This window comes from Pseudomonas sp. V98_8, assembly GCF_029967975.1.
In the GTDB taxonomy this organism is placed as follows: Bacteria; Pseudomonadota; Gammaproteobacteria; order Pseudomonadales; family Pseudomonadaceae; genus Aquipseudomonas; species Aquipseudomonas umsongensis.
Map to the genome: position 1 here is coordinate 1 of NZ_JASCAE010000040.1, position 25,986 is coordinate 25,986.

A 25,986-nucleotide genomic window follows, 5' to 3' on the forward strand; every position below is an offset into this window, starting at 1 on the left:
CGCTGGCAAGCCAGCTCCTACAGTGGGTTTGGGTGTATTCGGAAGTGATGGGTTGACTGTCAGGCCGCCTTCGCGAGCAAGCCCGCTCCCACAGTTGATCGGCGAGGGTCGCGGGAGATGGGTTGGCTGTCAGTCCGTCATCGCTGGCAAGCCAGCTCCTACAGTGGGTTTGGGTGTATTCGGAAGTGATGGGTTGGCTGTCAGGCCGCCTTCGCGAGCAAGCCCGCTCCCACAGTAGATCGGGTAGGGGCGCGGGAGATGGGTTGGCTGTCAGGCCGTCATCGCTGGCAAGCCAGCTTCTACAGTGGATTTGGGTGTATTCGGAAGTGATGGGTTGACTGTCAGGACGCCTTCGCGAGCAGGCTCGCTCCCACAGTTGTTCGGGTAGGGCCGGGAGAGATTGGTTGGCTGTGATGATGCCTTCGCCGTTTCAAGCCTGGCTCCGCATGGTGGGCAAGTTGTAAGGGGGGCGTCAGGTGCCGCTAACGACGAAACGGCACCTGAAGCATCAACAGCTATAGCCACGCGATTACGACGCAATCAATTGCCGCAACACGTAATGCAAGATCCCCCCCGACTTGAAGTATTCCACCTCATTCAGCGTATCAATCCGACACAGCACTTCGATTTTTTCCTGGCTGCCGTTTTCGCGGGTGATGACCAGGGTCAGGTTCATGCGCGGGGTCAGTTCGACGCCGGTCAGGCCGAGGATGTCCAGGGTTTCGCGGCCGGTGAGGTTGAGGCTCTTGCGGTTCTGGTCGAGCTTGAACTGCAGCGGCAGCACGCCCATGCCCACCAGGTTGGAGCGGTGGATGCGTTCGAAACTTTCGGCGATGACGGCCTTGATGCCCAGCAGGTTGGTGCCCTTGGCTGCCCAGTCGCGGCTGGAGCCGGTGCCGTATTCCTGGCCGGCGATCACCACCAGCGGGGTGCCGGTGGCTTGGTAGCGCATGGCGGCGTCGTAGATCGGCAGTTTTTCGCCGGTGGGGATGTAGTAGGTGTTGCCGCCTTCTTCGCCGTGGAGCATTTCGTTGCGGATGCGGATGTTGGCGAAGGTGCCGCGCATCATCACCTGGTGGTTGCCGCGGCGTGAACCGTAGGAGTTGAAGTCGCGCGGTTCCACGCCTTTTTCGCGCAAGTAGTGGCCTGCCGGGCTGTCGGCCTTGATGTTGCCGGCGGGGGAGATGTGGTCGGTGGTCACCGAGTCGCCGAGCAGGGCGAGGATGCGGGCGCCGCTGATGTCCTTGACCACCGGTGGCGGGCCGCCGATGTCGTCGAAGAAGGGCGGGTGCTGGATGTAGGTCGAGTCGTCCTGCCAAACGTAGGTGGCCGCTTGCGGTACCTCGATGGCTTGCCATTGCTCGTCGCCGGCGAACACTTCGGCGTATTCCTTGTGGAACATGGCGGTGTTGACCCGTTCGACCGCTTCCGCAATTTCCTGGCTGCTGGGCCAGATGTCGCGCAGGTACACCGGGTTGCCGTTCTGGTCTTCGCCCAGGGGCTCTCGGCTGAGGTCGATGCGCACGGTGCCGGCCAGGGCGTAGGCGACCACCAGCGGCGGCGAGGCCAGCCAGTTGGTTTTCACCAGCGGATGGACCCGGCCCTCGAAGTTGCGGTTGCCCGACAGCACCGAGGCCACGGTCAGGTCGGCCTTCTGGATGGCTTGTTCGATGGGCTCCGCCAGCGGCCCGGAGTTGCCGATGCAGGTGGTGCAGCCGTAGCCGACCAGGGCAAAGCCCAGGGTGTCGAGGTACTGCGTCAAGCCGGCGGCCTTGTAATAATCGGTGACCACTTTCGAGCCCGGGGCCAGGGAGCTTTTTACCCAGGGTTTGCGGCGCAGGCCTTTTTCCACGGCTTTTTTCGCCACCAGCCCGGCAGCCATCATCACGCTCGGGTTGGAGGTGTTGGTGCAGGAGGTGATAGCGGCGATCACCACCGCACCGTTTTTCAGGCGTAGGGTCTGGCCTTCGTACTCGTAGTCCACTTCACCGGCCATGTCCGCGTTGCCCACGGCCACGCCGCCACCGCCTTCGCTTTCCAGGCGGCCTTCTTCCTTGCTGGTGGGTTTGAGATGCAGGCCGACGAAGTCGCTGAAGGCTTGCGCGACGTTCGGCAGCGACACTCGGTCTTGCGGGCGCTTGGGGCCCGCCAGGCTGGCTTCGACGCTGGTCATGTCCAGGGCCAGGCTGTCGGTGAATTGCGGTTCCTGGCCTGGCAGGCGCCACAGGCCCTGGGCCTTGCAGTAGGCCTCGACCAGTTTCACGGTGGCGTCGGGGCGGCCAGACAGGCGCAGGTAGTTGAGGGTGACGTCGTCCACCGGGAAGAAGCCGCAGGTGGCGCCATACTCCGGCGCCATGTTGGCGATGGTCGCGCGGTCTGCCAGCGGCAGGTCAGCCAGGCCGTCGCCGTAGAACTCGACGAATTTGCCGACCACGCCTTTCTTGCGCAGCATCTGGGTGACGGTCAGCACCAGGTCGGTGGCGGTGATGCCTTCCTTGAGTTTGCCGGTGAGCTTGAAGCCGATCACTTCCGGAATCAGCATCGACACCGGTTGGCCGAGCATCGCCGCTTCGGCTTCGATGCCGCCGACGCCCCAGCCGAGTACGCCGAGGCCGTTGATCATGGTGGTGTGGGAGTCGGTGCCGACCAGGGTGTCGGGGAAGGCGTAGGTGCGGCCGTCTTCGTCCTTGGTCCAGACGGTGCGGCCCAGGTATTCGAGGTTGACCTGGTGGCAGATGCCGGTGCCCGGCGGCACCACGCTGAAGTTGTCGAAGGCGCTCTGGCCCCAGCGCAGGAAGGCATAACGCTCGCCGTTGCGCTGCATTTCGATGTCGACGTTCTGTTCGAAGGCGCTGCTGGTGGCGAACTTGTCGACCATCACCGAGTGGTCGATCACCAGGTCTACCGGCGACAGTGGGTTGATGCGCTGAGGGTCGCCGCCGGCCTTGGCCATCGCCGCGCGCATGGCGGCCAGGTCGACCACGGCGGGCACGCCGGTGAAGTCTTGCATCAGCACCCGGGCCGGGCGGTACTGGATTTCGCGGTCGGAGCGGCGCTCCTTGAGCCAGGCGGCGATGGCCTTGAGGTCGGCACCGGTGACGGTCTTGGCGTCTTCCCAGCGCAGCAGGTTTTCCAGCAGCACTTTGAGCGACATGGGCAGCGTGTCCAGGTCGCCGAGGCTTCGGGCGGCCTCCGGCAGGCTGTAATAGTGATAGAGCTTGTCGTCGACTTGCAGGGTTTTGAGGGTGTTCAGGCTATCGAGGGACGGCATTGCGATCACTCCTTTGAGTCCGCACGGCGGCGGACTGAGGGGACGGGCAGAGCATTAAACCTAGCCCTGTTTTACGTAGCTGGCTAATAACTGGACTCTATGGGCAAGTCCGAGGTTCCGAAGTCAGCTATCATGCGCCGGTTTTCGTGACAGACATTGCGTTAGCGCAAGTCTGGGCATCGCGCAGGGGTTGAATGTCTCGCCCTCTGCCCAGGAGTAAGAATGAACACCCTTTTCATGCATTGCCGGCCGGGCTTCGAAGGTGAAGTCTGTTCCGAGATTTCCGACCTCGCCGCACAACTGAACGTGGCCGGTTATGCCAAGGCCAAGGCCGCCAGCGCCTGCGCCGAGTTTGTCTGCACCGAAGAAGACGGCGCCGAGCGCCTGATGCGCGGGCAGCGTTTTGCCAACCTGATTTTCCCGCGCCAGTGGGCCCGGGGGATTTTCATCGACCTGCCGGAGAGTGATCGCATCAGTGTGATTCTCGCGCACCTGGCGGATTTTCCGACCTGCGGCAGCCTGTGGCTGGAAGTGGTCGATACCAATGATGGCAAGGAGCTGTCGAACTTCTGCAAGAAATTCGAAGGCCCGTTGCGCAAGTCGCTGATTGGCGCCGGCAAGCTGGTGGACGATGCGAGCAAGCCGCGCTTGTTGCTGACGTTCAAGAGCGGCCGTGAAGTGTTCGTCGGCCTGGCGGAGTCGAACAACTCGGCGATGTGGCCGATGGGCATTCCGCGTTTGAAATTCCCGCGCGAGGCGCCGAGCCGTTCGACCTTGAAGCTCGAAGAGGCCTGGCATCACTTCATTCCGCGCGACCAGTGGGACGAGCGTCTGCACAGCGACATGACCGGGGTCGACCTGGGTGCTGCGCCTGGTGGCTGGACCTGGCAGTTGGTCAACCGTGGCATGCTGGTGACCGCCATCGACAATGGCCCGATGGCTGAAAGCTTGATGGACACCGGCCTGGTGCAGCATTTGATGGCCGACGGTTTCACCTTCAAGCCCAAGCAGCCGGTGGACTGGATGGTTTGCGACATCGTCGAGAAGCCGGCGCGTAATGCGGCGATGCTCGAGGAGTGGATCGGCGAGGGGCATTGCCGCGAGGCGGTGGTCAACCTCAAGCTGCCGATGAAGCAGCGTTACGCCGAGGTGAAGCGCTTGCTCGAGCGTATTGCCGAGGGTTTCAAGGCCCGCGGGATTCGCGTGGAGATCGGCTGCAAGCAGCTGTACCACGACCGTGAGGAAGTGACCTGCCATTTGCGCCGGCTGGATGTAAAGAAACCGAAATCCCGCTAGCAACCCGGCTCCCTGTACCGATAGTTCCCACGCTCCGCGTGGGAATGCCGCCAGGGACGCTCCGCGTTCCGCCTTTGGATGTGACGCAGAGCGTGGGAACGATCAGTCAGCGGTGTACAATGCCGGCAAGTTTCAGGAGTTAATCATGAGTGAAATGCTTGATAAGCCGGTAGACGGCACCCTCGACGCCACCGGCCTCAACTGCCCGGAGCCGGTGATGATGCTGCACCAGCACATCCGTGACCTGGTGCCTGGCGGCCTGCTCAAGGTGATCGCCACCGATCCGTCGACCCGCCGCGATATCCCAAAGTTCTGCGTGTTCCTCGACCATGAACTGGTAGGGCAGCATGAAGACGCGGGCACCTACCTCTACTGGATCCGCAAAAAATCCAGCTGACCACAAAACCCTTGTAGGAGCGAGCATGCTCGCGAAAAACCTGAGCGCGCTGTGGGGTGTCAGGCTTCCCGCGTAATCGTTCACGACCATCGTCGGAACGCCGCCCGGAGCATGCTCGCTCCTACAAAGTACAGGGTCAATTCAGGCTGATGCGAATCCGCTTGCGTGCACTGCGCGTCAGGCGGATCGACAGCATCAGCGCCGCGCAGCTCAGGCCGACAATCAGGCCCTGCCACAGGCCGCTAGGGCCGCTTGGCGTGCCCAGCCAGTCGGTCAGGCCGAGGGCATAACCCACCGGCAGGCCGATGCCCCAGTAGGCGAACAGGGTCAGGATCATCGTCACCCGGGTGTCCTGATAGCCGCGCAACGCGCCAGCCGCCGTGACCTGGATCGCATCGGAAAATTGGAACAGCGCCGAATACACGATCAACATCGCCGCCACCTTGATCACCGTCGGGTCGGCTGTGTAGATGGTTGCGATGTGCTCACGCAGCAATAGCATCATGCTCGCCGACAGGCAGGCATACGCCAACGCCGTGCCCATGCCGACGCCTGCGGCGAAACGCGCTTCGCGGGGTTGCTCGCGCCCCAGGGCCTGGCCGACCCGCACGGTCACGGCCATGCCCAGGGAGTAGGGGATCATGAACACCAGCGAGCTGAAGTTGAGGGCGATCTGGTGCCCGGCGACCACGGTGGCGCCGAGGCTGCCGATCAACAGGGCGATGACGGCGAAGATGCTCGACTCGGCGAACACGGCAATGCCGATGGGTAGGCCGATGCCCAGCAGTCGCTTGATCACCGACCATTGTGGCCAATCGAAACGGCTGAACAGCTGGCTCGATTGATAGGCCGGCGCCCAGCGCTCCCACCCGGCCATGCCCAGGGCCATCACCCACATCACGATCGCCGTGGCCCAGCCGCAGCCGACGCCGCCCATGGCCGGCACGCCGAAGTGGCCATAGATGAACACGTAGTTCAGCGGAATGTTCAGTGCCAGGCCGCACAGGCCCAGGACCATCGCCGGGCGGGTGCGGCCCAGGCCATCACTGAAGCAACGCAGTACATGGTAGATCGCGACCGCAGGCAGGCCGCTGGCGATGCCGTGCAGGTATTGCATGCAGGGGCCGATCAGTTCGGGATCGACCTTCATCACGCGCAGGACCGGCTCGGCGCCCAGCAGCAGGCCGGTCGCGATCAGGCCCACCACCAACGCCAGCCACAGCGCCTGACGCACGATCGGGCCGATCTCGCTGTGGGTCCCGGCACCAAAGCGCTGGGCGACTTTCGGTGTGGTGGCCAGCAACGTGCCAGTCATCAACAGGAACACCGGCACCCAGATCGAGTTGCCCAGCGCCACTGCCGCCAGGTCGCGCGGCCCGACCCGGCCAGCCATCACCGCGTCGACAAAACCCATCGCCGTGGTTGCCAGTTGCGCGATCATGATCGGCAAGGCCAGGCCGAGCAGGTTTTTCAGCTCCAGGCGGACCCGGGCGGGGCGGGAGAGGGAAGGGCTGGCGGTGTGGGAAGTCACGGAATTCAAGGGCAAAGCGTCCAAAGATTGTTCATGCGCGGGTGCGCATTCTACGCGTTGACGCAACGGTCAGGAAAAGACTGTGTTGGGGATTTGTAATCCCAACCCCCCGCGATCCCCTGTAGGAGCGAGCATGCTCCGGGCGGCGTTCCGACGATGGACGTCAACGATGACGTGGGAAAGCTGACACCCCGCGGCGCTCTCGGGTTCATCGCGAGCATGCTCGCTCCTACAAGGGATCGGTGATCAGTGATCGGGGATCGGTGAGCGGTGATCGCGGCAGGCATCGGCGCTAGGCGCAAGAGGTGAACTACGCCTACACTGCCGGTCCGCCAAAGGAGCCTGACATGCTGATCGTTGCCGACGAAAATATCCCCCTGCTCGACGCCTTCTTCCAGACATTCGGTGAAATCCGCCGGGTGCCGGGGCGTTCCATCGACCGCGCCACCGTCGAACAGGCCGATGTACTGCTGGTGCGTTCGGTCACCCGCGTCGACCGTGCGTTGCTCGAAGGCAGCAAGGTGCGTTTTGTCGGCACCTGCACCATCGGCACCGATCACCTGGACCTGGAATACTTTCTACAGGCCGGCATCACCTGGTCCAGCGCGCCGGGCTGCAACGCCCGGGGCGTGGTCGACTACGTGCTCGGCAGCCTGCTGACCCTGGCTGAAATCGAAGGCGCCGACCTGACCCAGCGCACCTACGGCGTGGTGGGTGCTGGTGAGGTCGGTGGGCGACTGGTCAAGGTCCTGCAGGGGCTGGGCTGGAAGGTGCTGGTTTGCGATCCGCCACGCCAGGCCGCCGAGGGTGGCGACTACGCCAGCCTTGAACAGATCATCGAGCAGTGCGATGTCATCAGCCTGCACACCCCGCTGACCCGCAAGGGCGCCCAGCCCACCTGGCACCTGTTCGATCAACGCCGCCTGAACCAGCTCCAGCCCGGCACCTGGCTGATCAACGCCAGCCGTGGCCCGGTAGTGGACAACAACGCCTTGCGAGAGGTGCTGCTGCAGCGCGAAGACCTGCAGGCGGTGCTCGATGTCTGGGAGGGCGAGCCCGAAGTCGATGTGGCCCTGGCCGAACTCTGCGTGCTGGCCACGCCGCACATTGCCGGGTACAGCCTCGATGGCAAGCAGCGCGGCACGGCGCAGATCTATCAGGCGTACTGCGAATTCCTCGGGCAGGCGCCCCAGGTCAGCCTCAGCGACTTGCTGCCAGCCCCGTGGCTGTCGCAGGTGACCTTGAGCGGGGATACCGACCCGGCGTGGGCCCTGGCAATGTTGTGCCGTGGCGTGTACGACCCGCGCCGTGACGATGCGGATTTTCGCCGCAGCCTGGTCGGTAGCGTGAGCGAACAGCGTGCGGCGTTCGATGTGTTGCGCAAGAACTACCCGTCACGACGGGAGATCGACGGGTTGCAGGTGCGCATCGACGGGGATGCGCCAGCGTTGCAGCAGATCGTGGCGGCGCTGGGCGCGACGGCTGTCTAAAGACCGAGTTGGCCCCTTCGCGAGCAAGCCCGCTCCCACATTAAACCGCGCCTGCCTGAACAAGTCGGTCAATGTGGGAGCGGGCTTGCTCGCAAAGGGCCACACCGCAAATCTTGCAGAAAAACCCATAAAAAACCCGGCCCTCAAAGGGCCGGGTCAATGAAGACGGTGGCTACATCACTTCTCTTCGGCAGGCTTGACCAATCGCTTCTCCAGTTCTTTGCACGCTTTCTGGATCATCTTTTCAGTGATCGGTACTTCGCGGCCCTGTTCATCGATTATCGAGCACCCCAGAGACTGGTCTGGCTGCGTGCGGATCACTTGAATCTTGTCATCGCTGCGTTGTTGCAAGGACATGGCCTGTCTCCTCATCAGGTTGTGTGCCTAGATTAAAACCGTCAGGTGACCAGGCTGTGACAACTCCCTGCGATCGCTCCTGAACGGCATCGCCAGTCGACCAGAAATAACCCGACATGGCTACCCGAACTTTAGACCAATACTGTCTAGGCACTAGACTGCATGGTCATAATTAACCTGACTCATTCTGATTCAGCCATTGCACCTTGTTGGTCGGTGTACGCTGGTCCTGTTTATGGCTCCTTTCTGGATGATGCCAATGCTCACTGTTCGTCACCGTCGTGCGCTCCGCCTGGCCGGTCGTTTCATCGCACCTTACCGCTGGCAGGCACTGGGTGCCCTGTTCGCGCTGGTCGTCACCGCGGGCATAACCTTGTCCATGGGGCAGGGCATTCGCTTGCTGGTGGACCAGGGGTTCATGACCCAGTCGCCGCATTTGCTCAACCAGTCCATCGCGTTGTTCATGTTGCTGGTGATCGGCCTGGCGGTCGGCACCTTTGCCAGGTTTTACCTGGTGTCGTGGATCGGCGAGCGTTGCGTCGCCGACATCCGTCGCCGGGTGTTCAACCATCTGGTATACCTGCACCCGGGGTTCTACGAGGACAACCGCAGTTCCGAGATCCAGTCGCGCCTGACCGCCGATACCACGCTGCTGCAATCGGTGATCGGCTCCTCGCTGTCATTGTTCCTGCGCAACTTGCTGATGGTGATCGGCGGGATTGTCCTGCTGTTTGTCACCAATCCAAAACTCACCAGCATCGTGGTGGTCGCCTTGCCATTGGTGATCGCGCCGATCCTGATTTTTGGCCGGCGGGTGCGCAGCCTGTCGCGCCTGAGCCAGGACCGGATTGCCGACATCGGCAGTTACGTGTCCGAGACCCTGGGCCAGATCAAGACCGTGCAGGCCTACAACCACCAGGCCCAGGACGAACAGCGGTTCGCCGTCACTGTGGAAGAGGCGTTCGATACGGCGCGCAAGCGCATTTTCCAACGCGCCTGGCTGATTACCCTGGTGATCGTGCTGGTGTTGGGCGCCGTCGGGGTGATGCTCTGGGTTGGCGGCATGGACGTGATTGCCGGGCGGATTTCCGCGGGTGAGCTGGCGGCGTTTGTCTTCTACAGCCTGATCGTCGGCAGTGCGTTCGGCACCTTGAGTGAGGTAATCGGCGAGTTGCAGCGCGCAGCGGGCGCGGCAGAACGGATCGCCGAATTGCTGCGGGCGCAGAACATCATCCAGCCGCCGTCCACTGGCCTGGTGACCTTGCCCGAGCGGGTGAAGGGTGACCTGGTGTTACAGGATGTGCGCTTTAGCTATCCATCGCGCCCTGAAAGCTACGCCGTCGACGGCCTGAGCCTGACCATCCAGGCCGGGGAGACCCTGGCGTTGGTCGGGCCCTCCGGGGCCGGCAAATCGACGGTGTATGACCTGCTGCTGCGCTTTTACGACCCCGCCGAAGGGCGCATCCTGCTCGATGGCGTGCCCCTGACCCAACTCGATCCGCTGGACCTGCGGCGCTGCTTTGCACTGGTGTCGCAAACCCCGGCGCTGTTTTTCGGCAGCATCGAAGATAACCTGCGCTACGGCAACCCGACGGCGACCTCGGAGGAGGTCCGAGAGGCGGCAAAAATCGCCTACGCCCACGACTTCATCGAAGCCATGCCCAACGGTTACCAGACGCACCTGGGCGACGGTGGCCTCGGCTTGTCCGGCGGCCAGCGCCAGCGCCTCGCCATCGCCCGCGCGTTGCTGGTGGATGCGCCCATCCTGCTGCTGGACGAAGCCACTAGCGCCCTCGACGCGCAAAGCGAGTACTTGATCCAACAGGCATTGCCGAGCCTGATGAAAAACCGCACCACCCTGGTCATCGCCCACCGCCTGGCCACGGTCAAAAACGCCGATCGCATTGCGGTGATGGATCAGGGCAAGCTGGTGGCCGTGGGCACGCACCAGTCGCTGATCGCGAACAACGCACTGTATGCGCGGTTGGCGGCTTTGCAGTTCAGTGATGAGCGCGAGGTTTCGTGAGATGGATTCGTTGAGCGATCCAGTAACCGACCCGGTAACGGCGCTCTGAAATATGCAGAAATTGCGCATATCAGCGGTCTCATCTCAGTGGGCTAATCTTGTGCAATCCGCATATTCAGGGAGGGCAACGGAATGCCCATCGCCGCAAATAGGTGTCGCCTGCGCAAGTCCAGATTTGCTGAACAGGGTCGCCTCTATCTGCTGACAGCAGTCACTCATCAGCGCCAGCCGGTATTTGCTGATTGGCGTTTGGGTCGTCTTTTGGTGGATCAACTGCGCTGCGCTGATGAAAGCGCGTCGGTCACTTCCATGGCCTGGGTCGTAATGCCGGATCACCTGCATTGGCTGATTGAATTGAAACATGGGACCCTGGCGGAGTTGATGTGCCGCATCAAATCCAGAAGCAGCCGTTCGATCAATCTGGTGCGCGGTGAGCAGGGGCGATTGTGGCAGCGGGGGTATTACGATCGCGCGTTACGGCGTAATGAGGATATCAAGGGAGCTGCGCGGTATATCGTCATGAATCCGTTGCGGGCCGGGTTGGTTTCCAAGGTTGGCGAATATCCCTTGTGGGATGCCATTTGGATTTGAGAATCAGAATCAAAAGATCGCAGCCTGCGGCAGCTCCTACAGTGGGACGGTGTACACCCCGTAGGAGCTGCCGCAGGCTGCGATCTTTTGATCTTGCTTCAATCAAACTCACTGATCGTCGAAGTACCGCTCATGCCAATCCACCAGCGGTTGCGGCGAGTTGAGTTTCTGGCCGTAGATCACTGAATAGGAGAGTACGTTCTGCACGTACTGGCGGGTTTCGTCGAACGGGATGCTTTCCACCCAGACGTCGAAGCTCAGGTGATCGGCGCCACGCAGCCATTGGCGCACGCGGCCGGGGCCGGCGTTGTAGGCGGCGGAGGCGAGGACGCGGTTGCCGTTGAACTGGCTGTGAACCTGGCTCAGGTAAGCCGCGCCCAGCTGGATGTTCTTGTCCGGGTTGAACACTTGCTGCGGCGAGGCCAGCGGAATGCTGAACTTGCGTGCGGTTTCCTTGGCGGTGCCAGGCATCAATTGCATCAGGCCGCTGGCACCGACGCTGGAGCGGGCATCGTCCATGAAGGCGCTTTCCTGGCGGGTGATGGCAAATACCCAGCTGGAGTGCAGGCCACGGACCTTGGCTTCACGGACCAGGGTTTCGCGGTGGGCCATCGGGAAGCGAATGTCCAGGTCGTCCCAGTACTGGGCCTGGCTGATGGTGCGAATCGCCGGGAAATACCATTTCAGGTCATAGGCCAGTTTCGCCTGGGCAACCATTTCATCGCGACTGAAGTGGCGGCTGACGTGATACCACTCGCGGCGACCGTCGACGATCTGCCCGCGGGCGTGAAACTCCAGGGCGCGGCGTATGCCAGGGGTATTGCGCACTTTGTTGATCAGCGCCTGGCTGAGCACCAGCGGCTTATTGTTCAAAGAATACGGCGACTGCGAACGGTCGGCGGCGAGGAAACCATAGAAATCGCGCTCGCGGGCCAGGCTCTTATAGAGGTTCAGTGCCTCCGGGTTCTGCGGCTGCGCCAGTTCCAGGCTACGGGCTTGCCAATAGCGCCAGCGGTTGGTGGTGGCCAGGTCCTGGGGCAGGCGGCGAGTCAACTGGTAGGCATCGTCCCAGCGCGCCAGGCGCAGCAGCAGACGCATGCGCCACTCAGACACCGTGTTGTCGCGCAGTTCCGGGTCGTATTTGGTCATCATGTCCAGCGCGCGGCTGTCGAAACGTCGCGCCAGGGTCAGCCCGATTTCCCGGGCGATGGCCACTTTTTCGTCGCGCGAGAAGTGCATGCTGCTGGCGTAACCGTCTAGCAGGGCCATGGCCCTGTCCGGATCCTGACGGGCGAGGCGGCGCAGGCCGAGGCTGACAATGTCCGACATCGGTTCGTCGGCCGGGGCGAAACGCGACGGCGAATTGAGCAGCTCGGGATTCTGGGCCACATCGACCAGCAGGCGGCCACGGGGGGCGAGGGTGGTCAAGCCATTGACCAGGCTGTTGGCCAGTGGGTAGTTGCGTGCCTGGGCGGCGAGCTTGGCGCGTTCCCAGCGTTTCTGCTCGGTCAACTGGCCTTCGGCGGCCCACATGCCGAACAGGGCATCACAGGCTGCCGGTTGCGTTTTACCGCTTAGCCAGAGCTTGTTGGCGTTGGCGTAGCCTTCGGTCTTGAGGTTGTGGCTGATCTGGTACTGCGCGTTGAGGCAGTCCAGTTCGGTGAAATTCAACTTGGGGTCGTAATACTTGACGAAGGTCGCCCAGTCGCCGCGTTCCGCCAGCCAGCGCAACCAGCGCAGCTTCATCCAGTTGGCCTGGGGCAGGTCACCGTGTTCGGCGAGGAACTTCTCAATCTCGGCATTGCTCGCGGTTTTCAAGCGCGCGGTCAGTTCGTCGTAAGCCAGGTATGGCTCCAGCGGATAGTCGGCCAGGGCCTGGCTGTAGCGGAAATACGGCCCGGTGTCGCCCTTCGCCAGGGCGCGCTTGGCTTCATCGTAGTATTGGCGTTGGGTAGACAGGTCCACCGCCTGTGCGGATTGAACGGCAGCGGCAGAAAGTAAAAAACATGACAAAAAATTGAGAAGGCGACTGCGCATGAGACGTCCGGACAGAAAAAACATGACAAGTGCTGGCGATGCCCGCACTGATTATCTGTAGCTTAGCCTTTTGCCAGCAACGGGCGAAAGCTTTGCCGACCGGTCTGCATCAGTTCGCAACATTTGTTGTGCAGAGTGCTGCCAAGGTGAAATTGCCGGCCTGCTGGAGCCCCGTTTCAGGTAGAATGCGCGCCCGGTTTTTGGAGAAGCTCATGACCCTGCTCAAATTCAGCGATGTGTCCCTTGCTTTCGGCGCTATGCCGTTGTTGGACAAGGTGTCCTGGCAGATCGCCCGTGGAGAGCGGGTGTGCATCATCGGCCGCAACGGCACTGGCAAGTCCAGCATGATGAAGCTCGTCAAGGGCGACCAGAAGCCCGATGACGGCTCGGTTTGGCGCGCACCCGGGCTCAAGATTGGCGAATTGCCGCAAGAATTGCCGGTAGCCGACGAGCGGACAGTGTTCGACGTGGTTGCCGAAGGCCTGGACGGTGTGGGCGCGTTGCTCGCCGAATATCACCACCTGAGCCAGAACTGCGTCACCGAAGCGGACCTGGACAAGCTGATGCACGTCCAGCACGACCTCGAGGCCCGCGACGGCTGGCGTCTGCAGACCCTGGTCGACAGCACCCTGAGTCGCCTGCAGTTGCCGGCGGACAAGACCCTCGCCGAATTGTCCGGCGGCTGGCGTCGTCGCGTGCTGCTGGCCCAGGCCCTGGTGTCCGAGCCAGACCTGCTGCTGCTCGACGAACCGACCAACCACCTGGACATCGGTGCAATCGCCTGGCTGGAAGAGGCGCTTAAGGATTTCCAGGGCGCCGTGCTGTTCATCACGCACGACCGTTCCTTCCTGCAGAACCTGGCGACCCGCATCCTGGAACTGGATCGCGGCGGCCTGATCGACTGGAACGGCGACTACGCCAGTTTCCTGGTGCACAAGGAAGCCGAGCTGGCCGCCGAAGCCACCGCCAACGCACTGTTCGACAAGCGCCTGGCCCAGGAAGAAGTGTGGATTCGCCAGGGCATCAAGGCCCGTCGTACCCGTAACGAAGGCCGCGTACGCGCGCTGAAGGCCCTGCGCGTCGAGCGCAGCGAGCGTCGTGAACGCACCGGCAAGGCCAACATCCAGCTGGAAACCGCCGACAAGTCCGGCAAGCAGGTGATGGTGCTCGAGAACGTGAGCTTCGCTCACCCGGGCGGTCCGTTCCTGATCAAGGACTTCTCCATGGTGCTGCAGCGCGGCGACCGTATCGGCCTGCTCGGTGCCAACGGCACCGGCAAGACCACCCTGCTGAAGCTGATGCTCAGTGGCCTGCAGCCCACCAGCGGCAAGGTGGAAGAAGGCACCAAGATCGATGTCGCCTACTTCGACCAGTTGCGTCATCAGCTCGACCTGGAAAAGACCGTGATCGATAACGTCGCCGAAGGTCGCGACTTCATCGATATCGACGGCCAGAGCCGCCACGTGCTGAGCTACCTCGGCGACTTCCTGTTCAGCCCGCAGCGTGCCCGCACGCCGGTCAAGGCGCTGTCCGGTGGCGAGCGTGCCCGCCTATTGCTGGCCAAGCTGTTCAGCAAGCCGGCAAACCTGCTGGTGCTCGACGAACCGACCAACGACCTCGACGTTGAAACCCTCGAGCTGCTCGAAGAAGTGTTGTTGACCTTCAACGGCACCGTATTGATGGTCAGCCACGACCGGGCATTCCTCGACAACGTGGTCACCAGCACTCTGGTCTTCGAAGGTGAAGGCAAGGTTCGCGAGTATGTTGGCGGTTATCAGGACTGGCTGCGCCAGGGCGGTTCCCCGCGCCTGCTGGGCGTGACCGAGAGCAAGTCCGGCAAGGCCGACCTGAACTCGGCCGTGGTCAAGGCCGAGCCCGCGCCTGTAGCAGCCGCCGTCGAGGCGCCAGTGGCGAAGAAGAAGCTCAGCTACAAGTTGCAGCGAGAGCTGGAAGCGTTGCCAGGGCAGATCGAAGCCATGGAACAGCAGATCGTCGCGGTTGAGGGGCAGATGGCCGATGCGGGCTTCTACTTGCGCCCGGCTGCGGAAACCGCTGCGGTGATTGCTCAGCTGGCACAGTTGCAGGCTGAACTCGACATCATGGTCGAGCGCTGGGCCGAGCTGGATGCCTGATTGATCCGGCAATAAAAAAGCCCGGCTTCACACACGTGAACGCCGGGCTTTCTTATGCAATGCGATCTGCGGATTACTGCAGATCCCTTGTGGGAGCGAGCCTGCTCGCGAAAGCGGCTTGACATTCAACAAATTTGTCGACCATCACAACGCATTCGCGAGCAGGCTCGCTCCCACAGGGAGGGCGGTGTTGTCAGCTTTTGCTTTGCAGGCGCACGGCAAGCACATCGCAAGGCGCGCCGTGCAGCACGTCGTTCGCCGTGGAGCCCAGCAGCAGTGCCAGGCCATGGCGACCGTGACTGCCAACCACGACCAGGTCGCACTGCTGCTCCTTGGCGAAGTGGTGGATTTCCTGGCGTGGCTGGCCATAGGTCAGGTGGCAATTGGCGCCTTCGAGTTCGCTGTACTTGTGTTTCAGGCGCTCAAGTCGCTCCTTGGCCTGGTCGAACTGCTGTTGTTGCAGTTGTGACAGGTCCATTGGCACATCGCCACCAAAGGCCATGGCCATGGGCTCGACGATATGCACCAGGGACAATTTGGCCCCGTTGCTCACCGCCAGCTCGCGAGCACGGTGGATGACAGGGTCGCACTCTTCGGTCAGGTCTACAGCGACCAGAATGTGGTTGTAGGGCATGAGGTGCTCCTCCTGAGGGTTGCAATATTGGTAAGTATGGCTGGTTTCAAGCGCAGTGTTTCCAAAGTGACTCAATGCGCTCATCAAGAATCGGGAGTACAGATATGACGGTCTGGATAGTGGTGTCAATCCTGCTGGTGGTGTTGAGCCCCTTGGCATGGCTGCGACCCTCGCGCCATCAGAGTGGTCGCATGGCCCTGCGCATGGAGGCGCGACGCATTGGCCTGGCCATGCAGCTGGCGCCTCAGGAATGGCCGCACTGGCTCGCCCAGGAACCGCCAAACCCGTGTGCGCAGTACCACCGACCACGGCGGGGCAATCAGCCGGCGTGCTGGAGTTATTGGCAAAAATCACCGGGTTTGTGGGTCAACCAATGGCAGGAACCCTGCGAGGATCGGGCACTGCTAAATCATTTCGAAAAATTGCCAGACAACGTCTACAAGGTCGAGGCCGACAAGCAGATGATCACGTTGTATTGGGGTGAGAAGGGTGAGGCGGCCGTTTTGCAAAATATCGATGCTACCCTCAAGGCGCTGGCCTAAACCCCGCAGACACTCCCATCCCCTGTAGGAGCTGCCGCAGGCTGCGATCTTTCGATTTTTTAAAAGCAAGATCAAAAGATCGCAGCCTACGGCAGCTCCTACAAGGGCGCGCGTGGGTTTTTGCAGGCAATAAAAAGCCCGACAACGTCATCGGGCAGGTTGGCCAGGCAGGCCGGTAATTCGGTTTGGGCTGATCTTACGCTGGGCATTCGCCAAAAGCGTTCAGTTTTTTCCCCGGGTTTCGCCAGCGTAGCTTGTTAAACACAGGCTGCAGTGAATTAGGGCGAATTTTCTAAAGATTGATTCTATGAATGATTGCTCATGCAACCTCGTGTTGCAGGCCTTCGTCCTACAGAAATGACCGTCAAGTCGCCTCTCAACCCACACTTTGGGCGATTGACAATTGTCGGAATTTCCGTGAAGGTGGCGTACCCAAATCAAACGGGCGTATGAAATGAGCGTTTGTACGACAAACAGCTCCTACAGAATCCCGACTATCGCGTTGGCGGGTGTGCCGGGTGGATAGGCGTAGCATCGACGAGTGACGTCCCTGCCAGCCATCCGCCTGCGTCCGGCGTGTACTGTTCAGCTTCCATATCGTGGAGATCAGTTGATGATTTACGAAGGTAAAGCCATCACGGTTAAGGCTCTTGAAAGTGGCATCGTCGAACTGAAGTTCGACCTCAAGGGTGAGTCCGTCAACAAGTTCAACCGTCTAACCCTGAACGAACTGCGTCAGGCCGTGGACGCCATCAAGGCAGATGCTTCGATCAAGGGTGTGATCGTCAGCAGTGGCAAGGACGTGTTCATCGTCGGCGCCGACATCACCGAATTCGTCGACAACTTCAAGCTGCCGGATGCAGAGCTTGTGGCTGGCAACCTCGAAGCCAACAAGATTTTCAGCGATTTCGAAGACCTCAACGTCCCGACTGTCGCCGCGATCAATGGCATCGCGTTGGGCGGTGGTCTGGAAATGTGCCTGGCAGCGGACTTCCGCGTCATGTCGACCAAGGCCAAGATCGGTCTGCCGGAAGTCAAGCTGGGCATCTACCCGGGCTTCGGCGGTACCGTGCGCCTGCCGCGCCTGATCGGTACCGACAACGCCATCGAGTGGATCGCCGCCGGCAAGGAAAACCGTCCTGAAGACGCGCTGAAAGTCGGTGCCGTCGATGCCGTGGTTGCCCCTGAAAAACTGCAGGAAGCTGCGCTGGAAATGATCAAGCGCGCCATTTCCGGCGAGTTCGACTACAAGGCCAAGCGCCAGCCGAAGCTTGAAAAGCTCAAGCTGAACGCAATCGAACAAATGATGGCGTTCGAAACCGCCAAGGGTTTCGTGGCCGGTCAAGCGGGCCCGAACTACCCGGCCCCGGTCGAAGCGATCAAGACCATCCAGAAAGCCGCGAACTTCGGTCGTGACAAGGCCCTGGAAATCGAAGCTGCCGGCTTCGTCAAACTGGCCAAGACCGCCGCTGCACAGAGCCTGATCGGCCTGTTCCTGAACGATCAGGAACTGAAGAAAAAAGCCAAGGCCTACGACGAAATCGCCAAGGACGTGAAGCAGGCTGCCGTACTGGGCGCCGGCATCATGGGTGGCGGCATCGCCTATCAGTCGGCGTCCAAAGGCACGCCGATCCTGATGAAGGACATCAACGAGCACGGTATCGAGCAGGGGTTGGCCGAAGCCGCCAAACTGCTGGTTGGCCGCGTTGACAAGGGCCGCATGACCGCCGCGAAAATGGCTGAAGTGCTCAACGGCATTCGTCCGACCCTGTCCTACGGCGACTTCGGTCACGTGGACCTGGTGGTTGAAGCCGTCGTCGAGAACCCGAAGGTCAAGCAAGCTGTTCTGGCCGAAGTCGAAGACAAGGTCAAGGAGGACACCATCCTCGCGTCCAACACCTCGACCATTTCCATCACCTTGCTGGCCAAGGCCCTCAAGCGTCCGGAAAACTTCGTCGGCATGCACTTCTTCAACCCGGTGCACATGATGCCGCTGGTGGAAGTGATTCGTGGCGAGAAGTCCAGCGAGCTGGCAGTGGCCACTACCGTTGCCTACGCCAAGAAAATGGGCAAGAACCCGATCGTGGTCAACGATTGCCCGGGCTTTTTGGTCAACCGCGTGCTGTTCCCGTACTTCGGCGGTTTCGCCAAGCTGGTCAGCGCCGGTGTGGACTTCGTCCGTATCGACAAGGTCATGGAAAAATTCGGCTGGCCGATGGGCCCGGCGTACCTGATGGACGTGGTCGGCATCGACACCGGCCACCACGGTCGCGACGTGATGGCTGAAGGCTTCCCGGACCGCATGAAGGACGACACTCGCTCGGCCGTGGATGTGCTCTACGAAGCCAAGCGCCTGGGCCAGAAGAACGGCAAGGGCTTCTACGCCTACGAGACCGACAAGAAGGGCAAGCAAAAGAAAGTCGCCGACCCGTCGGTACTGGAAGTGCTCAAGCCCATCGTCTTTGAACAGCGCGAAGTCACCGATGAAGACATCATCAACTGGATGATGATCCCACTGTGCCTGGAAACCGTGCGTTGCCTGGAAGACGGCATTGTCGAAACCGCCGCCGAAGCCGACATGGGCCTGGTCTACGGTATTGGTTTCCCTCCATTCCGTGGCGGTGCGCTGCGCTACATCGATTCGATCGGTGTTGCAGAGTTCGTTGCCCTGGCTGACCAGTACGCTGATTTGGGCGCGCTGTACCACCCGACCGCAAAACTGCGTGAAATGGCCAAGACCGGCCAGCGGTTCTTCGGTTAAGCGTCCCAACTTTTGAGCGAGAGTGAAATTTTATGAGCTTGAATCCAAGAGACGTCGTGATTGTCGACTTCGGTCGTACTCCGATGGGCCGCTCCAAGGGCGGCATGCACCGCAACACCCGCGCCGAAGACATGTCGGCGCACCTGATCAGCAAGCTGCTGGAACGCAACGTCAAGGTCGACCCTGCTGAAGTCGAAGACGTGATCTGGGGCTGTGTGAACCAGACCCTGGAGCAGGGCTGGAACATCGCGCGCATGGCGTCGCTGATGACCCAGATCCCGCACACCTCGGCCGGCCAGACCGTCAGCCGCCTGTGTGGCTCCTCGATGAGTGCCCTGCACACGGCTGCGCAAGCGATCATGACCGGCAACGGTGACGTTTTCGTGGTTGGCGGCGTCGAGCATATGGGTCACGTGAGCATGATGCACGGTGTCGATCCGAACCCGCACATGTCGCTGTACGCGGCAAAAGCTTCGGGCATGATGGGCCTGACCGCGGAAATGCTGGGCAAGATGCACGGCATCACTCGCGAACAGCAGGACGCTTTTGGCTTGCGCTCCCACCAACTCGCCCACAAGGCGACCGTGGAAGGCAAGTTCAAGGACGAAATCATCCCGATGCAGGGCTACGACGAGAACGGTTTCCTGAAAACCTTCGACTACGACGAAACCATTCGTCCGGAAACTACCCTGGAAAGCCTGGCGGCTCTCAAGCCTGCTTTCAATCCAAAGGGGGGCACCGTGACTGCTGGTACTTCGTCGCAGATCACCGACGGTGCCTCGTGCATGATCGTGATGTCGGCGCAGCGTGCGCAGGACCTGGGCATCCAGCCTCTGGCGGTGATCCGCTCGATGGCAGTGGCCGGTGTGGACCCGGCGATCATGGGCTATGGTCCAGTACCGGCCACGCACAAAGCATTGAAGCGTGCGGGCCTGAGTATCTCCGACATCGACTACTTCGAGCTCAACGAAGCTTTCGCCGCACAGGCCTTGCCAGTGTTGAAAGATCTGAAAGTGCTCGACAAGATGAACGAGAAGGTTAACCTGCACGGCGGCGCGATCGCCCTGGGTCACCCGTTTGGCTGCTCCGGTGCGCGGATTTCCGGCACTTTGCTGAACGTGATGAAGCAGAATGGCGGCAACCTTGGGGTAGCCACCATGTGCATTGGTCTCGGCCAAGGCATCTCCACCGTCTTCGAACGCGTTTAAGCGTTGCGTTGACGGAAGCCGGGGCCAAGTGCCCCGGTTTTTGTTTTTGCGGATTTTTTTATTTTTTATTTCAAGCTGATTTGAGTGAGGGCCGAAGCATGCCGATACAACCTGGGCTCTACCAACATTACAAAGGTCCGCAGTACCGTGTATTCAGTGTCGCGCGGCATTCGGAAACCGAGGAAGAAGTGGTCTTCTACCAAGCCCTGTATGGCGATTACGGCTTTTGGGTACGCCCCTTGAGCATGTTCCTGGAGTCGGTCGAGGTTGACGGCGAACAGGTGCCGCGCTTTGCTTTGGTGCAAGCCGAGCCAAGCCTTTTTAACAAGCCATAAGCTGAGTGCGCGCAAAACCCTGCGCTTGACCTCACCTTGCAGCCACTATATATAGCGGTGCCGCGTCAGGCGCCAACCGCCTTTCACTTCTAGAATTCAGGAATTTTCTGATCCATGGGCAAATCGCTGGTCATTGTGGAATCCCCGGCTAAGGCCAAGACCATCAACAAGTATTTGGGCAACGAATACGTGGTGAAGTCGAGTATCGGCCATATCCGAGACCTGCCCACCAGCGGTTCGGCTAGCGCCAGCAAAGAGCCAGCCGCCAAGCGCGGCAAGGCTGCCGCGGGCGAAGCGCCGGCCTTGTCGCCGAAGGAAAAGGCGCGCAAGCAGCTGGTCGCGCGCATGGGTGTCGATCCCGATCACGGCTGGAAAGCCAAGTACGAGATCCTTCCGGGCAAGGAAAAAGTCATCGAGGAGCTGCGCCGGCTCGCCAAGGATGCTGACACCATCTATCTCGCAACCGACTTGGATCGCGAGGGGGAAGCCATTGCCTGGCACCTGCGCGAAGCCATTGGTGGTGACGACAGCCGCTACAAGCGCGTGGTGTTCAACGAAATCACCAAGAAGGCGATCCAGGAAGCCTTCTCCCAGCCAGGCGAGCTGGACATCGATCGGGTCAACGCCCAGCAGGCGCGTCGTTTCCTCGACCGCGTGGTGGGTTACATGGTGTCGCCGCTGCTGTGGGCCAAGATCGCCCGCGGCCTGTCCGCCGGTCGTGTGCAGTCGGTTGCCGTGAAGCTGGTGGTGGAGCGCGAGCGTGAAATCCGCGCGTTCATCCCGGAAGAGTACTGGGAAGTCCACGCCGACCTCGGCACCGCCAAGGGCGCGACCGTGCGTTTCGACGTGGCTCGGGAGAAGGGCGAAGCCTTCAAGCCGCTCAACGAAGCCCAGGCCATGGCGGCGCTGGAGAAGCTCAAGTCTTCCAGCTACAGCATCGTCAAGCGCGAAGACAAGCCGACCAGCAGCAAGCCGTCGGCCCCGTTCATCACGTCCACCTTGCAGCAGGCCGCGAGCAACCGCCTGGGCTTTGGCGTGAAGAAAACCATGATGATGGCCCAGCGTCTGTACGAAGCCGGCTACATCACCTACATGCGTACTGACTCCACCAACCTCTCGGCCGATGCCGTGGCGATGGCGCGTACCTATATTGAAAGCGAGTTCGGCAAGAAGTACCTGCCGGAAAACCCGAACGTCTACAGCAGCAAGGAAGGCGCACAAGAGGCTCACGAAGCGATTCGTCCGTCTGACGCCAACACTGAGCCAAGCAAGCTGTCGGGCATGGAGCGTGATGCAGAGCGCCTCTACGAGCTGATCTGGCGCCAGTTCCTCGCCTGCCAGATGCTGCCGGCGCAATACCTGTCGACCACGGTCACCGTCGGTGCCGGCGACTTCGAGCTGCGTGCCAAGGGCCGTATCCTCAAGTTCGACGGCTACACCCGCGTCATGCCGCAAATCGCCAAGCCGGGCGACGACGACGTGCTGCCGGACATGGCCCAGGGCGACGCTATGAAGCTGATCAAGCTTGATCCGACCCAGCACTTCACCAAGCCACCGGCGCGTTACTCGGAAGCCAGCCTGGTCAAGGAAATGGAAAAACGCGGCATTGGTCGTCCTTCGACCTACGCGGCGATCATTTCGACCATCCAGGACCGCGGCTACGTGGCGCTGCACAACCGTCGCTTCTATTCGGAAAAGATGGGCGACATCGTCACCGAGCGCCTGGCCGAGAGCTTCTCCAACCTGATGGACTACGGCTTCACCGCCGGCATGGAAGAGCACCTCGACGACGTGGCCCAGGGCGAACGCGACTGGAAAAACGTGCTCGATGAGTTCTACGGCGACTTCAAGAAAAAACTCGAGGTAGCCGAGAGTCCGGACGGTGGCATGCGCGCCAACCAGCCAGTGATGACGGATATTCCGTGCACCACTTGCGGGCGTCCGATGCAGATTCGTACCGCGTCGACCGGCGTGTTCCTCGGTTGCTCGGGCTACAGCCTGCCACCGAAAGAACGCTGCAAGGCGACCGTCAACCTGGTGCCGGGCGATGAAATCGCCGCGGACGACGAGGGTGAATCGGAATCGCTGGTGCTGCGTGGCAAGCACCGCTGCCCGATCTGCAGCACGGCAATGGATGCCTACCTGCTGGACGAGAAGCGCAAGTTGCACATCTGCGGTAACAATCCGGATTGCGATGGCTACGAAATCGAAGAGGGCACCTATCGCATCAAGGGCTATGAAGGTCCGAGCCTGGAATGCGACAAGTGCGGCAGCGAGATGCAGCTCAAGACCGGCCGTTTCGGCAAGTTCTTCGGTTGCACCAACCCGACCTGCAAGAACACCCGCAAACTGCTGAAAAGCGGTGATGCGGCGCCGCCGAAGATGGACCCGGTGAAGATGCCTGAGCTGAAATGCGAAAAGGTCAACGACACCTACATCCTGCGCGACGGTGCGTCGGGCCTGTTCCTGGCCGCCAGCCAGTTCCCGAAAAACCGCGAGACCCGCGCACCGCTGGTGCTCGAGATCGTGCCGCACAAGGATGAGATCGATCCGAAGTACCACTTCCTGTGCGAAGCGCCAAAGAAAGATCCGGATGGCCTGCCTGCTGTGATCCGTTACAGCCGCAAGACCAAGGAGCAATACGTACAGTCCGAAGTCGACGGTAAGCCAACTGGCTGGAAGGCGTTCTACGACGGTGGCAAGTGGAAGGTCGAGGACAAGCGGCCGGCTGCGAAGGCGTAAATACCGCCAAACATAAAATGCCGCATGACGACCCTCGGGTTTTCATGCGGCTTTTTTGTTTGTGCTGTCTGTAGGATTCCGGCTTGCCGGCGCAGGCGGCCTGACAGCCGACCAAACTCTTGCGGCTGTACCCGATCTCCTGTAGGAGCGAGCAGGCTCGCGATGAACGTCAACGATAACGCGGGGAGCCTGACACCCCGTGGTGCCCTCAGGTTTTTCGCGAGCATGCTCGCTCCTACAGGGCGCCTCGCTCTGCTTTTGATCGCGAGTGCCCCGTTGAACCATGATGGCCCATCGCGGCGACCCACGGAGCAATGCCGGAGAGAGGGCATGCCGTGCCCAAGCGGGGCATCGAGTGGTGCGGTGATTTATCGAGCCGGTATCTATTTCACGATCAGACAATACTTGCGGGAGAAGTAGTTGATCCACGACACTGTCTGACCTGCGTGAAGCAATTATTTCGTTGTGGAGGCTGCCGTCATGGCCCACGAACTCTATACCCGTACCAACCAGAAGATTTATTTCGCCGGCCTGTCGCTGGAAGCGCTCGCCAAGGCTGAACAGGGGCGGGCGATGAATGCCTTGGCGCTGATCCAGGCGGAGCGAGAATCGGCGTTGTTTCACCTCTACGGAGCCTTGTTGGGCTTGTGTCACGAAATCGCCGGTTTCTATCGTTTGCCCCAGGCCAATGCTTCCCGGGCCGAGTCGTTGCTGACCCGCGAAGTGTTGGACAGTATCGCCATTCCGGAAATGGCCGAGATGGTCGAACTCGCCAACAACCCGGAAACCTGGCTGGCCAAGTTGCTGGCTGCCCATGCTGCGTTGTTCCAGCCGCCTCGAGCGCCGCACAAGCCTAAGGGTGATGTGACGCAGCCGTTGATCGTGGCGGTAAACCTCGATGAAGAAGAGGCGCCCCAGGAGCTGGGTCGCGAGGAGCTGGAGAGCTGGCGGCAAAACCTGAAAAGCCTGGCCATCCGTTTTCGCGAAGGCTTGAACGAGTGCTGATCAACTAAACAGCGCAGCAGGCGACCCTTGGGGTTGTTTGCTCGGCTGCCGAGTCGTTTTTTGCGAGGGTATCTGGTCAAGATCCCGAGCGAAGCTTGGCTGATGCCTATATAATGCTCGCCTTCCGTGGAGAACAGACCTTTATGCCAACGTCCTTTCTAGAAATTGTCGAGTTACCAGACGGCCGAATCGAACTGCGCAGGGCAGAGGACGAGGGTTCTCTGGTTACTTTGGATTTCTCCGAGGATGCCAAGGCGTTCCTGCAAGGCCAGCACGTGGAAGTCGCCAAGGCGATGTTGAGCGTCGGTGTGCAGATGGCGGGACGTATGGTTGAAGGTGAATTCGAGAAAGAAGAGGGGCCGCGGGTCCTTCATTGATCTCCGCCTGTCGGTTTTTCCGGCACTGCCTTTAATAGGCTTCTCTATCCTTGCAGAAGCCCCACGCGTTCAGCGTGTGCCGTTAACCCAGTCGAATATTCAGGCTTTGAGCGTCCCCGGTCCGGGCGGCGCTGATCAGTTGTTGCCGTGAGATTTTGCTCAACGGGTTGAGCCAGCTGACCACTGTGTGGCTGCGACCAAGGCGAAGGGCTTCGCAAGTCAGTTGCTGGGCGCTTTGGGCGCCACGGGGTTGTAGCAGCAGGATGCGTTCGCGATTGAGCCCGGCATCCCGCAGCCAGGCCTGGGTCAGGCTGGCAGGCGGGGCGATCAGGGTCAGCCAGCGAGCATCCTGGTCCTGGCTGAGCTCGCGCAGGATCGGCGCCAGAAGGTTCAGGCAGTTCCCGGCTGCACCACGCAAAGACAGTTCACTGAACACCTCGGGTTCCGCGCTCCAGGGCGACTCCGCTTCCTTCAGGATCGGCGCCAATGGCTGTGCCATGAATGCCTCGAACTGAAGCGGCAGTTGTGCTTGCTGTGATGTGTAGGGGAACTGCATAAAGCCTCCTTTAGCGGCGAATGACGCCGACGCTCAAGCCTTCGATCACCAGTTCCTGATCTTTCAGGTTCACTTCGATAGGGGCAAACTCGGGGTTTTCAGCCAGCAACCAGACTTTGCTACCGTCGCGCTTGAAGCGCTTGACGGTGACTTCGTCGCCGATTCGCGCAACCACGATCTGGCCATTGCGGGCTTCGCGGGTGGTGTGGACGGCCAGCAGGTCGCCGTCGAAGATACCCACATCCTTCATGCTCATGCCGTGCACGCGCAGCAGGTAATCGGCGCGTGGGTGGAAGAACGCAGGGTTGATGTTGCAGGACTCTTCAACGTGTTGCTGGGCGAGGATCGGCGCGCCAGCCGCGACGCGGCCAATGATTGGCAGGCTGGAGTCGTCGGCCTTGGCCTCGAAGCCGGGAATGCGGATACCGCGCGAAGCTCCCGGCGTCATCTCGATCGCGCCCTTGCGGGCCAGCGCCTTGAGGTGTTCTTCCGCCGCGTTAGGCGACTTGAAACCCAGTTCCTGAGCGATTTCCGCGCGGGTCGGCGGGTAGCCGTTGTCTTCCAGGCAGCGTTTGATAAAGGCCAGAATCTCGGCTTGGCGTGGCGTCAGCTTTAGCATATTGATCGCTCTGTCTTTTTATACAGTGACTGGGATTATATACAGTGGAACGGTCTTGGCAATGCCCCTTTTTTTGTGC

The 25,986-nt window shown here is 61.0% G+C and carries 20 protein-coding genes and 1 pseudogene; 13 read left to right on the forward strand and 8 right to left on the reverse strand.

All coding sequences use genetic code 11. The annotated features are described in order from the left end of the window. Window positions 1–529 precede the first annotated feature (529 nt). Window positions 530–3,271 carry an aconitate hydratase AcnA gene (acnA, locus tag QLG10_RS11450; protein WP_282487351.1) on the reverse strand — a complete coding sequence of 914 codons (2,742 nt, stop codon included), beginning with the start codon at window positions 3,269–3,271 and terminating at the stop codon, window positions 530–532. Window positions 3,272–3,493: 222 nt separating this feature from the next. Here acnA and rlmM point away from each other — a divergent pair, with 222 nt between their 5' ends. Next, window positions 3,494–4,567, forward strand: a complete 1,074-nt coding sequence (gene rlmM, locus QLG10_RS11455) for a 23S rRNA (cytidine(2498)-2'-O)-methyltransferase RlmM (protein WP_282487352.1) — start codon at window positions 3,494–3,496, stop codon at window positions 4,565–4,567. 145 nt (window positions 4,568–4,712) lie between these two features. Then, window positions 4,713–4,964: a sulfurtransferase TusA gene (gene tusA, locus QLG10_RS11460; protein ID WP_033042637.1), complete on the forward strand. Its 252-nt coding sequence runs from the start codon at window positions 4,713–4,715 to the stop codon at window positions 4,962–4,964. A 12-nt stretch (window positions 4,965–4,976) separates the two neighbouring features. Here the strand turns inward: tusA and QLG10_RS29615 are convergent. Then, window positions 4,977–5,054: pseudogene (locus QLG10_RS29615) on the reverse strand (outer membrane lipoprotein carrier protein LolA); the annotation flags it as partial. Window positions 5,055–5,100: 46 nt separating this feature from the next. After that, entirely contained in the window at window positions 5,101–6,504 is a 1,404-nt protein-coding gene (locus QLG10_RS11465; protein WP_282487353.1) for an MATE family efflux transporter, read from the reverse strand. Window positions 6,505–6,842: 338 nt separating this feature from the next. On the opposite strand from QLG10_RS11465, the gene pdxB reads away from it, so the two are divergent. Beyond that, on the forward strand, window positions 6,843–7,985 hold the full coding sequence (pdxB, locus tag QLG10_RS11470; protein WP_282487354.1) for a 4-phosphoerythronate dehydrogenase PdxB: 1,143 nt from the start codon (window positions 6,843–6,845) through the stop codon (window positions 7,983–7,985). 177 nt (window positions 7,986–8,162) lie between these two features. Here the strand turns inward: pdxB and QLG10_RS11475 are convergent, their stop codons facing one another. Beyond that, window positions 8,163–8,342, reverse strand: a complete 180-nt coding sequence (locus tag QLG10_RS11475) for a PA1571 family protein (RefSeq protein ID WP_083348543.1) — start codon at window positions 8,340–8,342, stop codon at window positions 8,163–8,165. 250 nt (window positions 8,343–8,592) lie between these two features. Here QLG10_RS11475 and QLG10_RS11480 point away from each other — a divergent pair, with 250 nt between their 5' ends. Continuing rightward, the gene (locus tag QLG10_RS11480) at window positions 8,593–10,368 is read left to right on the forward strand and encodes an ABC transporter transmembrane domain-containing protein (protein WP_177411545.1); all 1,776 of its coding nucleotides are present in this window, start codon (window positions 8,593–8,595) and stop codon (window positions 10,366–10,368) included. Window positions 10,369–10,500: 132 nt separating this feature from the next. After that, a complete protein-coding gene (locus QLG10_RS11485) occupies window positions 10,501–10,959 on the forward strand; it encodes a transposase (protein ID WP_282487355.1) in 459 nt (152 codons plus the stop codon). A gap of 108 nt (window positions 10,960–11,067) precedes the next feature. Here QLG10_RS11485 and QLG10_RS11490 read toward each other — a convergent pair whose 3' ends face one another. Continuing rightward, entirely contained in the window at window positions 11,068–12,996 is a 1,929-nt protein-coding gene (locus tag QLG10_RS11490) for a transglycosylase SLT domain-containing protein (protein WP_110746514.1), read from the reverse strand. 212 nt (window positions 12,997–13,208) lie between these two features. On the opposite strand from QLG10_RS11490, the gene QLG10_RS11495 reads away from it, so the two are divergent. After that, window positions 13,209–15,128: an ATP-binding cassette domain-containing protein gene (locus tag QLG10_RS11495; protein WP_110746516.1), complete on the forward strand. Its 1,920-nt coding sequence runs from the start codon at window positions 13,209–13,211 to the stop codon at window positions 15,126–15,128. Window positions 15,129–15,321: 193 nt separating this feature from the next. Here QLG10_RS11495 and QLG10_RS11500 read toward each other — a convergent pair whose 3' ends face one another. After that, window positions 15,322–15,762, reverse strand: coding sequence for a universal stress protein (locus tag QLG10_RS11500; protein WP_110746518.1), 441 nt, complete (start codon window positions 15,760–15,762; stop codon window positions 15,322–15,324). 104 nt (window positions 15,763–15,866) lie between these two features. Between QLG10_RS11500 and QLG10_RS11505 the strand changes: the two genes are divergently transcribed. The 7 genes from QLG10_RS11505 (at window position 15,867) to QLG10_RS11535 (ending at window position 24,732) form a co-directional block, all read left to right on the forward strand. After that, window positions 15,867–16,304, forward strand: coding sequence for a hypothetical protein (locus QLG10_RS11505; protein WP_033039843.1), 438 nt, complete (start codon window positions 15,867–15,869; stop codon window positions 16,302–16,304). Between the two features lie 613 nt (window positions 16,305–16,917). Continuing rightward, complete coding sequence (gene fadB / locus QLG10_RS11510; RefSeq protein WP_033045453.1) at window positions 16,918–19,065, forward strand: fatty acid oxidation complex subunit alpha FadB; 2,148 nt, start codon at window positions 16,918–16,920, stop codon at window positions 19,063–19,065. A gap of 32 nt (window positions 19,066–19,097) precedes the next feature. After that, a complete protein-coding gene (gene fadA, locus QLG10_RS11515; protein WP_033045454.1) occupies window positions 19,098–20,273 on the forward strand; it encodes an acetyl-CoA C-acyltransferase FadA in 1,176 nt (391 codons plus the stop codon). A 98-nt stretch (window positions 20,274–20,371) separates the two neighbouring features. Next, complete coding sequence (locus QLG10_RS11520) at window positions 20,372–20,608, forward strand: DUF1653 domain-containing protein (protein WP_020800559.1); 237 nt, start codon at window positions 20,372–20,374, stop codon at window positions 20,606–20,608. A gap of 114 nt (window positions 20,609–20,722) precedes the next feature. Beyond that, window positions 20,723–23,350, forward strand: a complete 2,628-nt coding sequence (gene topA, locus QLG10_RS11525) for a type I DNA topoisomerase (RefSeq protein WP_020800560.1) — start codon at window positions 20,723–20,725, stop codon at window positions 23,348–23,350. Window positions 23,351–23,830: 480 nt separating this feature from the next. Next, window positions 23,831–24,355: a DUF6586 family protein gene (locus tag QLG10_RS11530; protein ID WP_110746521.1), complete on the forward strand. Its 525-nt coding sequence runs from the start codon at window positions 23,831–23,833 to the stop codon at window positions 24,353–24,355. Window positions 24,356–24,498: 143 nt separating this feature from the next. Beyond that, window positions 24,499–24,732, forward strand: a complete 234-nt coding sequence (locus QLG10_RS11535; protein ID WP_008064452.1) for a hypothetical protein — start codon at window positions 24,499–24,501, stop codon at window positions 24,730–24,732. An 82-nt stretch (window positions 24,733–24,814) separates the two neighbouring features. Here QLG10_RS11535 and sulA read toward each other — a convergent pair whose 3' ends face one another. Together sulA and lexA are read right to left on the reverse strand one after the other, a co-directional pair. After that, window positions 24,815–25,288 (reverse strand): SOS-induced cell division inhibitor SulA, encoded by a 474-nt coding sequence (gene sulA / locus QLG10_RS11540; RefSeq protein ID WP_179057020.1) that lies wholly within the window; start codon window positions 25,286–25,288, stop codon window positions 24,815–24,817. Between the two features lie 10 nt (window positions 25,289–25,298). Next, window positions 25,299–25,907, reverse strand: a complete 609-nt coding sequence (lexA, locus tag QLG10_RS11545; protein ID WP_008064450.1) for a transcriptional repressor LexA — start codon at window positions 25,905–25,907, stop codon at window positions 25,299–25,301. Window positions 25,908–25,986 lie beyond the last annotated feature (79 nt).

Excerpts from the sequence above, each read along its gene's own strand:
- acnA (WP_282487351.1), bottom strand. The coding sequence starts at position 3,271 with ATGCCGTCCCTCGATAGCCTGAACACCCTCAAAACCCTGCAAGTCGAC.
- rlmM (WP_282487352.1), top strand. The coding sequence starts at position 3,494 with ATGAACACCCTTTTCATGCATTGCCGGCCGGGCTTCGAAGGTGAAGTC.
- tusA (WP_033042637.1), top strand. The coding sequence starts at position 4,713 with ATGAGTGAAATGCTTGATAAGCCGGTAGACGGCACCCTCGACGCCACC.
- pdxB (WP_282487354.1), top strand. The coding sequence starts at position 6,843 with ATGCTGATCGTTGCCGACGAAAATATCCCCCTGCTCGACGCCTTCTTC.
- QLG10_RS11475 (WP_083348543.1), bottom strand. The coding sequence starts at position 8,342 with ATGTCCTTGCAACAACGCAGCGATGACAAGATTCAAGTGATCCGCACG.
- QLG10_RS11480 (WP_177411545.1), top strand. The coding sequence starts at position 8,593 with ATGATGCCAATGCTCACTGTTCGTCACCGTCGTGCGCTCCGCCTGGCC.
- QLG10_RS11485 (WP_282487355.1), top strand. The coding sequence starts at position 10,501 with ATGCCCATCGCCGCAAATAGGTGTCGCCTGCGCAAGTCCAGATTTGCT.
- QLG10_RS11490 (WP_110746514.1), bottom strand. The coding sequence starts at position 12,996 with ATGCGCAGTCGCCTTCTCAATTTTTTGTCATGTTTTTTACTTTCTGCC.
- QLG10_RS11495 (WP_110746516.1), top strand. The coding sequence starts at position 13,209 with ATGACCCTGCTCAAATTCAGCGATGTGTCCCTTGCTTTCGGCGCTATG.
- QLG10_RS11500 (WP_110746518.1), bottom strand. The coding sequence starts at position 15,762 with ATGCCCTACAACCACATTCTGGTCGCTGTAGACCTGACCGAAGAGTGC.
- QLG10_RS11505 (WP_033039843.1), top strand. The coding sequence starts at position 15,867 with ATGACGGTCTGGATAGTGGTGTCAATCCTGCTGGTGGTGTTGAGCCCC.
- fadB (WP_033045453.1), top strand. The coding sequence starts at position 16,918 with ATGATTTACGAAGGTAAAGCCATCACGGTTAAGGCTCTTGAAAGTGGC.
- fadA (WP_033045454.1), top strand. The coding sequence starts at position 19,098 with ATGAGCTTGAATCCAAGAGACGTCGTGATTGTCGACTTCGGTCGTACT.
- QLG10_RS11520 (WP_020800559.1), top strand. The coding sequence starts at position 20,372 with ATGCCGATACAACCTGGGCTCTACCAACATTACAAAGGTCCGCAGTAC.
- topA (WP_020800560.1), top strand. The coding sequence starts at position 20,723 with ATGGGCAAATCGCTGGTCATTGTGGAATCCCCGGCTAAGGCCAAGACC.
- QLG10_RS11530 (WP_110746521.1), top strand. The coding sequence starts at position 23,831 with ATGGCCCACGAACTCTATACCCGTACCAACCAGAAGATTTATTTCGCC.
- QLG10_RS11535 (WP_008064452.1), top strand. The coding sequence starts at position 24,499 with ATGCCAACGTCCTTTCTAGAAATTGTCGAGTTACCAGACGGCCGAATC.
- sulA (WP_179057020.1), bottom strand. The coding sequence starts at position 25,288 with ATGCAGTTCCCCTACACATCACAGCAAGCACAACTGCCGCTTCAGTTC.
- lexA (WP_008064450.1), bottom strand. The coding sequence starts at position 25,907 with ATGCTAAAGCTGACGCCACGCCAAGCCGAGATTCTGGCCTTTATCAAA.